Consider the following 1426-nt stretch of genomic DNA (forward strand, 5'->3'; position numbering starts at 1 on the left):
CGCATTCAGGCCCAGCGCCCATTGCTTCGCTTTGGCAATGCCGATCCGGATCGCCTTGCCATCGTCGCAGCCCTCGGCGAGCAGCGCGTTCGCGATCTCGACTGCCTTGAGCCGCACTACAGGCGGCAAGTGGCGCATCGAGGCGGGGTAGCGTTCGGGTGTCCAGGGCATCAGTTGCTCCGGGCCATGACCAACATCCATGAAGCCGCATCGTCTCAATGAGTCATCGCCGTCGAACGATCTCAGCCGTGAGATCGAAGCTTGCCTCCGAGCAGCAAGGCTACGCGCCCTTCGCGCGGATCGGCATCTTGAGGTTGCTTCGATGCCAATGGCTCGCGAATCGCTTGTTCGGCCTCCCGGGCGATGCTCTCGAACAACACCTGCCGCCCGCGAGCGGTGATCTCAAGGACGACCGCAGGATCCTGCCGTGCACAGTCGTCGCAATCGACATGGACGGCAGGAATGAAGGCTTTGACGTAGCCTGCGGCGTCAAGCTTTCGAATCAACTCGATGCCGGCTTTGTCGACAACGGTCAAGGGAAGCTGCGCATCCCTGAGCATCCGCAAGAGTTTCATACTCATCGCTCCACCTCCTGCCCCGGTCTTCGACGGCTCCGGTCCCCGAGTGGCGCTTGCCGGCTCGGGCCTGTATCAATCTTCAACCACCAAGTTGTTCAGCACCGAGGTGACGCCTGGCGCGGACCAAGCGCAGCCTTGCGCCGCATCGAACTCCGCCCATGAATGAACCTTGCCTCGCAGGCTCACCTGAGTTCCGTCCACCACGACCTGGATCCGGCCGGCCTCGCGTGAGGCCTGGCGCTCCAGCGCATCGTGCAGCCGCTTCTCGATGTCGGTGGGCCGCACTCTGGGCGTGATCTTGACCATATTGGTTATGCCGACGACACCGAGCAGGTTGCGCACGGCCTTTTCGGCCGACTTGCGCTGGTACTCCCATTCGACCTCGCCATTGAGCGTGATCCAGCCGCCTTCGACCATCGGCTTTATCCTTCCACTCGGCACGAGCGTGGACCATTCGAGACCGCGTTCGGCAGCCAGGGCGATTTCCGCGTCGGTGCGTTCGCCGCCCGCCGGCAGCTTCACGGTGATCTCCACCGCGAGCGCCTTGACGCCCCTGACACGTTGTGCGGCGCGCTCGGCCGCGTATTTCTCGGCGTGGCTGGCGACGTGGCCGGTCAGTGTGACGACGCCATCGCTGGCGGCGACCCCGATGTGCGAGGACGGGATCGCGGGATCCCAGTCCAGTTCGGCCTGAACGTCGCTTCGAAGTTGTGCATCGGATCTCATGGGGGTCCTTTCGTGGAAGGGTCGAGACGGCTCTCGCGCTGTGACACGGAGATTGCTTGTCTGCAACTGTAGGAAGGCACGGCATGCGCCGGCTTGCGCTGGATCAAGGCGTAGCCTGCTGC

2 protein-coding genes are annotated in these 1426 nt (G+C 63.6%); both read right to left on the reverse strand.

Translation table 11 applies throughout. The annotated features are described in order from the left end of the window. Positions 1-242: 242 nt before the first annotated feature. Positions 243-581: a hypothetical protein gene (locus tag AC1DY5_RS55520; protein ID WP_478122684.1), complete on the reverse strand. Its 339-nt coding sequence runs from the start codon at positions 579-581 to the stop codon at positions 243-245. Between the two features lie 69 nt (positions 582-650). Next, positions 651-1304, reverse strand: coding sequence for a BON domain-containing protein (locus AC1DY5_RS55525; RefSeq protein ID WP_478122685.1), 654 nt, complete (start codon positions 1302-1304; stop codon positions 651-653). Between the last annotated feature and the right edge of the window lie 122 nt (positions 1305-1426).

It is taken from the genome of Variovorax sp. P4_D9, assembly GCF_056401695.1.

Coding starts and splice junctions, on each gene's coding strand:
- AC1DY5_RS55520 (WP_478122684.1), bottom strand. CDS start 581: ATGAGTATGAAACTCTTGCGGATGCTCAGGGATGCGCAGCTTCCCTTG.
- AC1DY5_RS55525 (WP_478122685.1), bottom strand. CDS start 1,304: ATGAGATCCGATGCACAACTTCGAAGCGACGTTCAGGCCGAACTGGAC.